Here is a 7,304-nt window from a genome sequence, read left to right as displayed (position 1 = left end):
TTTTACATTTCTCTTTTATGCCTTTGGCTATCTTCAATGAAAAAATGCTTAAAGTTAATAAACTTATGGTAGATTAATGTTACCGATGTGTCCGGCCACTTTTGTTACCTATGTGCCGGTCACACAGGAATTTAGTAATTTACGCGGGAGAGGGGGAAATACATCATTTACTATCATGCGATGGTCTTACTTAATTAAATTAAATAGCTTTCTAAGTTTTTTAGACGCGCCATACGATCACCCGAAATTTCTACAATTCTAGGATGATTATATCTCGGAAATAAATCGCAAATATCATCTCGATATATTTTTTTAAAACATTTATCAGCTGCTTTACGATAAGCAGGATTTTCTTCGGTATAGTCAATAGAATTTTCTTTTGCGATAGGCAAAAATACAATTAAATCTAAATTATTCAACGCTGCTTTAATATCGGGAAATCTTTCTGAAATTTCACTATCGTTAATGTCAATAGCATCGTTATCTAGCGCACACATAGCATAGGCTATGAAATCAACAGGACATCGGTCAAAAATGATATTTTGTTCACTTGCGCATTTATTTAAAAGGTTAATGCTATAGTCTAATTGTTCTTTTAGGCTATCAAGATTAGATTCTAATGACAGCTCCATTGTCTTCTCATCTTGTAATTTATAATATGGCTCGAGTTCAAATTTATAATTAGGATGGTTTTTTATAAAATCTTCAATAAGCGTGCTCTTACCAATAAAATGAGTGCCAGAAACAGCAATACGCATGGAATTTACCTCATTGAAATATTTCATTTTGGGTTGCGCAACTTCCACTTTTCCATTGGAATCGCTGCGCACCAAACTTGGGATCGTACTTTACTTCGTATGAGGACGAAACACATCTAACATTGGGACTGGTCCCCCTCCTGTCACTACAGATGGCATTACCCCATTCCATTTATCTACGGCTGCTCTTTCCACCTCGATCTTTCTCAGCTCAAGTAATTGCTCGGATATCTGTGCTTTTTGGAGTTCAAGCCCCTTAGCTTCGGCTGTAGCCTTGACGATCGCCTGTTGCGCCTCAAACCCTACGCGCCTCAATGCGTTTTCTGCTTCAAGGGCTTGTTGAACCGCTTTGACCTTTGCTTCGATGGAATCTTGGAACACTTTTGTGAACCGAAAATCGGTAATAGAAAGCTCGACAACCGTGATACCCAAAAGAGCTAGTCTTTTAGATATCAAATTTTGAAGATCCGCTTTCACTCGGGGCCTTTGTGTGATCAATTGCTCGGCGTCGAAGTTGGCTGCGGTAGATTTGACGCCCTCCTGGACAAATGGCTGGATGACACGTGCCTCATAATCTTGCCGCATAGAACGATAAATTTCCCCCACTTTATTGGGGTCTAACTGGTAGTTTAAGGTGACTTCCGTGGTCACCACCTGTAAATCCTTACTGGAAGCGGTGGCGAGAGCAGAGTATTTTTGAATCTGTGTTGACATCAGGACAACCTGTTCTACAAATGGAATTTTGAAGTACAGACCTTCGTTTTTGATTACTCCCGTCACCGCTCCGAAGCGTAACAAGACGCCGCGCTGACCTGCACCAACAATCCCGACACTAGCAGTGAATAGAATAAAAATAGCAACAATAATCCCAATTAGAATTACCTTTTTATCTATTTCTAGCGGAATTTTCAGATTTTTAAATTTCATAACGGGGTCAGACATCGCAATTTCCTTTTATTAAAAATAATACGCACGTTGGAAAGACAGGGGGGTCGTGCAAACTTAGCCCTACCCCGAAAGCAGCACTACTAACCAAATTAGAATAAACTAGCTCTTATAAATTTGCAGTAAAAAAGAAGCTTAAAAGTGTGCCAATGAAGCCATATCATTAACTATCCACTCTCAAGCCCTACCCACCCCTAGTTCATATCGTTTCTTGGAGCCTGTTCGTCTTCCAACTGCTTAATTGTTTGCATATAAATTCTGATGCCAGTATTACCCGATATTAGATCTCTAATCTTCTTAACGGTTTCCGCTTCATCAGGGTCTGTCAGCGGTCTGTCACAAAGTCTTATCATCTGCCAGGTAGCAATGGGCTGTTCTTCGGTCCCGGTAATTGCGTGCTCCACATGAAAGAGAGCTGGCTTTTCGGTTAAGAGCTCGGGTTTAAACCCTAGTAAATATTGCTCTGCTTCTAACGGATCAACCTCCACCCCAAGAAATAAAATCCTATTAGCTTTCTCGAAAATATGTATATCTTCTTTAACCACCACGTATTTGCCTGTTACAAAGCTGGGTTGGATAGTTAATCTTGTGAAAGATTCACCGTAAGAAGTTAGTTTTTGAGAATCAGGGATAATTGCAGTTTCAGTAACAGGAATATATTTATGGGGGGTTTCTGCTTTCCATTTGAATCCTCTCCAAGCTTCATTTTTTGTAAGAGAACTCTTATCGAACGGATTGGCATCAGCATTTTTTTGTAATACGAAGTTGATATCCTCCACACGTCTAAATATCTGTGCGAGATATTTAGCTTCTGCATTTTCATAATCACTGTTTGCTTGGTTATTTTCGGGTTTAAAAAACATAATAATTCCTCAATATTGGTAGAATTGGTTAAAATATTTGACTGATTTACCATCCGGTAGATCATGAATTTGTAAGGATACTTGAATATTTATCATTAAATAAGTAAAATATTTTTAACAGATTGGTCAGATATTTTAAACAATGAATATAACACTTGAGTTAATCCAAATATTAGACGCCATTGATAGAAATGGTACGTTTGAGAATGCAGCAGTAGAATTACATAAGGTCCGTTCCGCTCTCAGTTATACTATTCGCAAAGCAGAGAACAGTTTAGGCATAAAAGTGTTTAATCGTATTGGACGACGCGCTGAATTAACACCCAGTGGCCGCTTACTATTAGAGCAAGGACGGCAACTTCTTAATATAAGCGATCAAATTGAACAAAATGTTAAACGTGAGGCCCTAGGCTGGGAATCAATTTTACGGATTGCTTATGATGAAATCATCAATATCGAACCTCTATTAAATCTGATCAAGAAATTCCAACAAGAATGCCCCACGATAAACTTAGAAGTGTACAGCGAAGTTCTAGGTGGATGCGCGGAAGCTTTAATACATAATCGTGCAGATATTGCCATTGGTCTTTCAGCACCCTTATCTTATAGAAGTGAATTTGTTTATGAACCGTTAGGCAAAACTAATTTTGTGTTTGCAATTTCGCCTTCTCATCCATTAGCTAAAGCAAAAGAGCCTATCCCCATGGAAAAAATTAAGTTGTACTCTGCAATTGTGGCACGCGATTCTGTTCGTACTATTCCTCACACAACTTCAACTGGATTATTGCCCGAACAGTATCGGATCACGTTTTCTAGCTTAGAGTTAAAAAAGCAAGCTCAAATAAAAGGATTAGGCGTCGGTTTCTTACCTTATAATCATATCAAAGATGACATAGAGCAGGGTCGGTTAATTATTAAACAAGTTGAAAGAACTCAGCCCACCAGTATCTGCTATATTGGATGGAACAAAGAGAATGCCGGCAAAGGGTTTAAATGGCTAGTAGAGCAAATCACTGATAAGTCCTTCAAACGAGGCCTACTGGGGCCGGGTTTGGAAAGTAGATTAAAATGAAATGGCAACATGCTGGGGGCATGTTATTTCCTCTTACAAAATTGGTGTCAAGTTCGAATTGAAATACATTTCTTCACGAGGAAAAAAAGACCAATTTTGGCGCGCCCGGATAGGCACACTTTCTTATGATCAGTTTAATTCTTTTGAGCGAATCGAGGTCAAAAATGAGTTGTGATTCATTTGATACAGTTATAGGTTCACACTTTCAGTGTTCGTTGTGTTTTGGCTTTTTCCTAATTTCTTTTATTTCAGAACGATGATGCTTGTTTTGAAGAACCTTTCGTTTAGCCTTAGCAGAACGTCGTCGCTTTTGACGTTTTATTTTTTCGATTTCTTGTTGTTTCTTGCTTTTTTCGAGGAGAGTCCGCTGTTCAATTTTTTCACACAGCCTTCGTCTAGCATAGTAACGATTTGTTTCTCGTGATCTAGTTTGCTGACATTTTATTGTGATGCCAGTTGGCGTATGAAACAGGTTAACGCAAGATGAGGTTTTTTGTAGATTCTGACCGCCTCGTCCTGAACCGATGATAAATTGTTCGCGAAGATCATCTTCTGAAATATCAAGATGTTGCATCCACAAACGTAATTGTTCCCACTTTTCAATCTTTATCAAACTATTTCTCCTTAACGTTTGCATGTGTCAAATCTTGATTATTGCAGCCAATCACATCAAGACTTGACCTCATGTTCCTCGCTCTAGCAATAATCTTACCTCATCATCTCTGTCATAAATAACTCGTGGTAGGATTTATTGGAACATAATCAACGTTCATTAGGGTTATTCCATTTTCTTCCAGATATTTAAGCAGATTAATTCTGGCTATGTTATCTAGCTCAGCGCCCTAAACTATGAAGACAATACGATGGAAATCTATGTTTTTTCTTATATTCTTGCCACTCATCTGATTTTAGTACAACTGCAATTACATCGTTAATTATCTGCTCCAGCTTATCGGTGCTTTTAACAGTTGCATTCGCCGTGAAAGTAATAATTAGATCATAGCAAGGTAAATAAATAAAATATGCGCTATAGCCTAATGTGCCGCCGGAATGGTCATAAACTTTGCCATATTTTTTATTGAATGGAAGTTCACCGATATTAGAGCCAACCCCTAAACCATAACCTGTGCCACGTGAACGCTCTACAGGTTGTCCTGTTTTCATTGACACCAACGTTAGCATTTCAGCCAATTGTTTGGGTTGGAGTGTCGTACCATCGAATAACGATTTTGTCCAAAGGGCTATGTCATGCGAATTGGAAATAAGAGCACCGGCGGCACCCGCCCATGACATACCTATTCCTGTAATATCAGTGTGCAGTGGTAGGTTGGCGCGTTGAGGTGAGATAGATTGAGCGTCATTATAACCATGCACTAAACGACCCAGCACTATTTTTGGGTAAGGGAGGTAGAAGGTATTGTGCAATTTTTTGAGTAACAACCGTCTATTTATTTCCTCATTTAATGAGTGGCCGGTGATTTTTTCAATAATCATTCCAGCTAATATGTAGTTTGTATTTGAATAATGCCAGCCTTCTCCAATTGGAAAGTAACTATTGGGTTGATGCTGATAGGCAAGTTTAACAAGTTCTTCACACTTCAAGATTCTCGATGGATGTTTAATAAGATTAGAAAAAAAGCCTGGAGTATCCGAATAATTATAAATGCCACTTGTTTGATTCAGCAACTGTTTTACGGTGACTGATTGCCAATTAGGATACTGCGAAAACCACACACCCATAGAAGAATTAATATCAATTTTTCCCTCTGATTCTAATTGCAAAATAATTGCCGCAATAAATGATTTGGTAATGCTACCTATTTGAAATAAATTACTCTCACTTATTTTAAGACCACCTTGCCGCATTGTGCTACCGCTGACATAATCATGAATAGACTGCTTGCCAGGTAATTTTACACTTACAGCCAAAGCGGATAGGTCAAATTTAATGCGATTTCGCTCAACTACATTTTGTATTTTTGTATTTAAATTCTGATTAGGCTGGGGGGTTTCAGAAGCGTGAGCATACCCATTAGAGGAAAATAATATCAATGATAAAAAAGCTGAATTTAGGATAGATAAATATATTTTCATAAATGCCTTAACGTTAAAAGCAAAGGGGTCAGATATCAAAATGCGAATACTACACTTGTTATATCAGAATTAGTTCAACAATATGATGACTGAAAAATACACCTATTGCAATTTGATATCTGACCCCTTAACTGACCCCTTAAGAAAATTACTATTAAAAAGCGGTGCAAAGACAAGTGGCTTTCGGGCGGTCATTAATCTGGCGAGCGAGGTGAATTATTTAGAAAGTAATAGCGATAATTTTGGTCGAAACACTCTTATTATGCCTATTTCTACCTCTTTCTTTATTCAAAATGTTACTCATAATGACGATAAAATTTCTGATCCTGATTATTGGATTAATAAAATGAATCATAACTGATGATATAAATTTATCATCAACTAGCTACCTCTACTTTAGAATTAATTTAGCGTGACGTTTTTCGTTTCAGATCAGGCTACATATTAAAATATGCAGCCATGATGTAACGTAATTTAGTCAATTTAGTGCAATCGCACTGGCCAGATAATCATTAACCTATTCTAAATGCAACTCCAGCACCTAAAAAATTTATGTCTTCCAGATAACCTTCTCCAAAGATATGATATGCTCCAATATCGCATTTTGCTCTAGGATTAATACTATAAGCCAAGCCTACACCTACTAGGGGACGAGAGTAACTATCACAACCTTCTAAACTTTCCAATCCATTTCGGGAGCCAAATTTAAAATTATATTGACTCACACCCGCAACGCCGGCCTTTGCATAAAAACTCAAATCACGATCAACTGGGGCTGAAAATTTTGCAAGAACATCAACGGATAATTGTGAAAACTGCATTTTTGAATACCTATCCTCAATAGTTACATCTGAATATCGCGCAATTCCAATTTCAAAACCAATATTAGGAGAAAGATCTACTCCAAAAAATATTCGTCCAGCTAATCCTTTATCTGCAATTGAAGAGTTAGAGAAGTACAAGTCTGACTCTCTTTCATGGACATCCGCAAGCCCAAGTTGCCCGCCACAATAATATCCAGTGTTGTTTTGAAAATAAGTTGAATAACCAAAACTGGTTGAACTTATACTTAAAAGAAATGTGGATGCAATAATTAAACTTTTTTTACTACGCATAATGAATCCTCGATGTTACTTATTTATTATTCCCTCCTTTTAAACTCCATGTTATTCCTTTTGACTTTGCATTAAGTCGCGTCCATCTAATAGTTTCAAGTTAAGTACATAAATCATTTATCATTTCGTTAACAATTTTTCTTGCCGCGATAGTCCATAATTGCCTTAATTTGTTCGATCATTTAGTATTTGATTCATTTTATATCTTGGTAGACCACTTGATAAAGGATGCACTCCTGCAGAATTTTGCCAAACGATGTATTAGAAAGTACAAAGTTGAAGCTTATAGCAATATTGAATAGAGATAACAATACAGCCTAAATAACGGTAGTATGCTGGACAAAAAATTGGTTCTACTTACCATCGTCCCGGGATCCATCCCTTCACGTCGTCCCGCGACCCACCCCCCACGTCGTCCCGCGATTTATTCGCGGGATCCAAATCAGATGCTGGATCC

General features: G+C 37.7%; 8 protein-coding genes. 2 read left to right on the top strand and 6 right to left on the bottom strand.

Annotated features, from left to right (window positions below; translation table 11 throughout):
* Positions 1-194: 194 nt before the first annotated feature.
* The 3 genes from H0U71_03195 to H0U71_03185 all read right to left on the bottom strand — a co-directional run bounded on the left by H0U71_03195 (position 195) and on the right by H0U71_03185 (position 2,566).
* Positions 195-758 carry an AAA family ATPase gene (locus H0U71_03195; GenBank protein MBA2654057.1) on the bottom strand — a complete coding sequence of 188 codons (564 nt, stop codon included), beginning with the start codon at positions 756-758 and terminating at the stop codon, positions 195-197.
* Between the two features lie 90 nt (positions 759-848).
* Positions 849-1,700 (bottom strand): prohibitin family protein, encoded by an 852-nt coding sequence (locus tag H0U71_03190; GenBank protein ID MBA2654056.1) that lies wholly within the window; start codon positions 1,698-1,700, stop codon positions 849-851.
* A gap of 197 nt (positions 1,701-1,897) precedes the next feature.
* Complete coding sequence (locus tag H0U71_03185; protein ID MBA2654055.1) at positions 1,898-2,566, bottom strand: DUF1857 family protein; 669 nt, start codon at positions 2,564-2,566, stop codon at positions 1,898-1,900.
* A 142-nt stretch (positions 2,567-2,708) separates the two neighbouring features.
* Here H0U71_03185 and H0U71_03180 point away from each other — a divergent pair, with 142 nt between their 5' ends.
* Positions 2,709-3,638: a LysR family transcriptional regulator gene (locus tag H0U71_03180; protein ID MBA2654054.1), complete on the top strand. Its 930-nt coding sequence runs from the start codon at positions 2,709-2,711 to the stop codon at positions 3,636-3,638.
* Positions 3,639-3,843: 205 nt separating this feature from the next.
* On the opposite strand, the gene H0U71_03175 is transcribed toward H0U71_03180, so the two are convergent.
* Both H0U71_03175 and H0U71_03170 read right to left on the bottom strand, forming a co-directional pair.
* Positions 3,844-4,251: a peptide chain release factor-like protein gene (locus H0U71_03175; protein MBA2654053.1), complete on the bottom strand. Its 408-nt coding sequence runs from the start codon at positions 4,249-4,251 to the stop codon at positions 3,844-3,846.
* Between the two features lie 221 nt (positions 4,252-4,472).
* Positions 4,473-5,732: a beta-lactamase family protein gene (locus tag H0U71_03170; protein MBA2654052.1), complete on the bottom strand. Its 1,260-nt coding sequence runs from the start codon at positions 5,730-5,732 to the stop codon at positions 4,473-4,475.
* Between the two features lie 82 nt (positions 5,733-5,814).
* Here H0U71_03170 and H0U71_03165 point away from each other — a divergent pair, with 82 nt between their 5' ends.
* Positions 5,815-6,093: a hypothetical protein gene (locus H0U71_03165; protein MBA2654051.1), complete on the top strand. Its 279-nt coding sequence runs from the start codon at positions 5,815-5,817 to the stop codon at positions 6,091-6,093.
* A gap of 151 nt (positions 6,094-6,244) precedes the next feature.
* On the opposite strand, the gene H0U71_03160 is transcribed toward H0U71_03165, so the two are convergent.
* The gene (locus H0U71_03160) at positions 6,245-6,847 is read right to left on the bottom strand and encodes an outer membrane beta-barrel protein (protein MBA2654050.1); all 603 of its coding nucleotides are present in this window, start codon (positions 6,845-6,847) and stop codon (positions 6,245-6,247) included.
* Positions 6,848-7,304: the final 457 nt, after the last annotated feature.

This window comes from Gammaproteobacteria bacterium (assembly GCA_013697705.1).
Taxonomy (GTDB): domain Bacteria; phylum Pseudomonadota; class Gammaproteobacteria; order UBA6002; family UBA6002; genus UBA6002.
Note: the sequence above shows the minus strand (reverse complement) of the source record. Positions and strands in the feature narration are given on the sequence as shown.

Excerpts from the sequence above, each read along its gene's own strand:
- H0U71_03195 (MBA2654057.1), bottom strand. The coding sequence starts at position 758 with ATGCGTATTGCTGTTTCTGGCACTCATTTTATTGGTAAGAGCACGCTT.
- H0U71_03190 (MBA2654056.1), bottom strand. The coding sequence starts at position 1,700 with ATGTCTGACCCCGTTATGAAATTTAAAAATCTGAAAATTCCGCTAGAA.
- H0U71_03185 (MBA2654055.1), bottom strand. The coding sequence starts at position 2,566 with ATGTTTTTTAAACCCGAAAATAACCAAGCAAACAGTGATTATGAAAAT.
- H0U71_03180 (MBA2654054.1), top strand. The coding sequence starts at position 2,709 with ATGAATATAACACTTGAGTTAATCCAAATATTAGACGCCATTGATAGA.
- H0U71_03170 (MBA2654052.1), bottom strand. The coding sequence starts at position 5,732 with ATGAAAATATATTTATCTATCCTAAATTCAGCTTTTTTATCATTGATA.
- H0U71_03165 (MBA2654051.1), top strand. The coding sequence starts at position 5,815 with ATGATGACTGAAAAATACACCTATTGCAATTTGATATCTGACCCCTTA.
- H0U71_03160 (MBA2654050.1), bottom strand. The coding sequence starts at position 6,847 with ATGCGTAGTAAAAAAAGTTTAATTATTGCATCCACATTTCTTTTAAGT.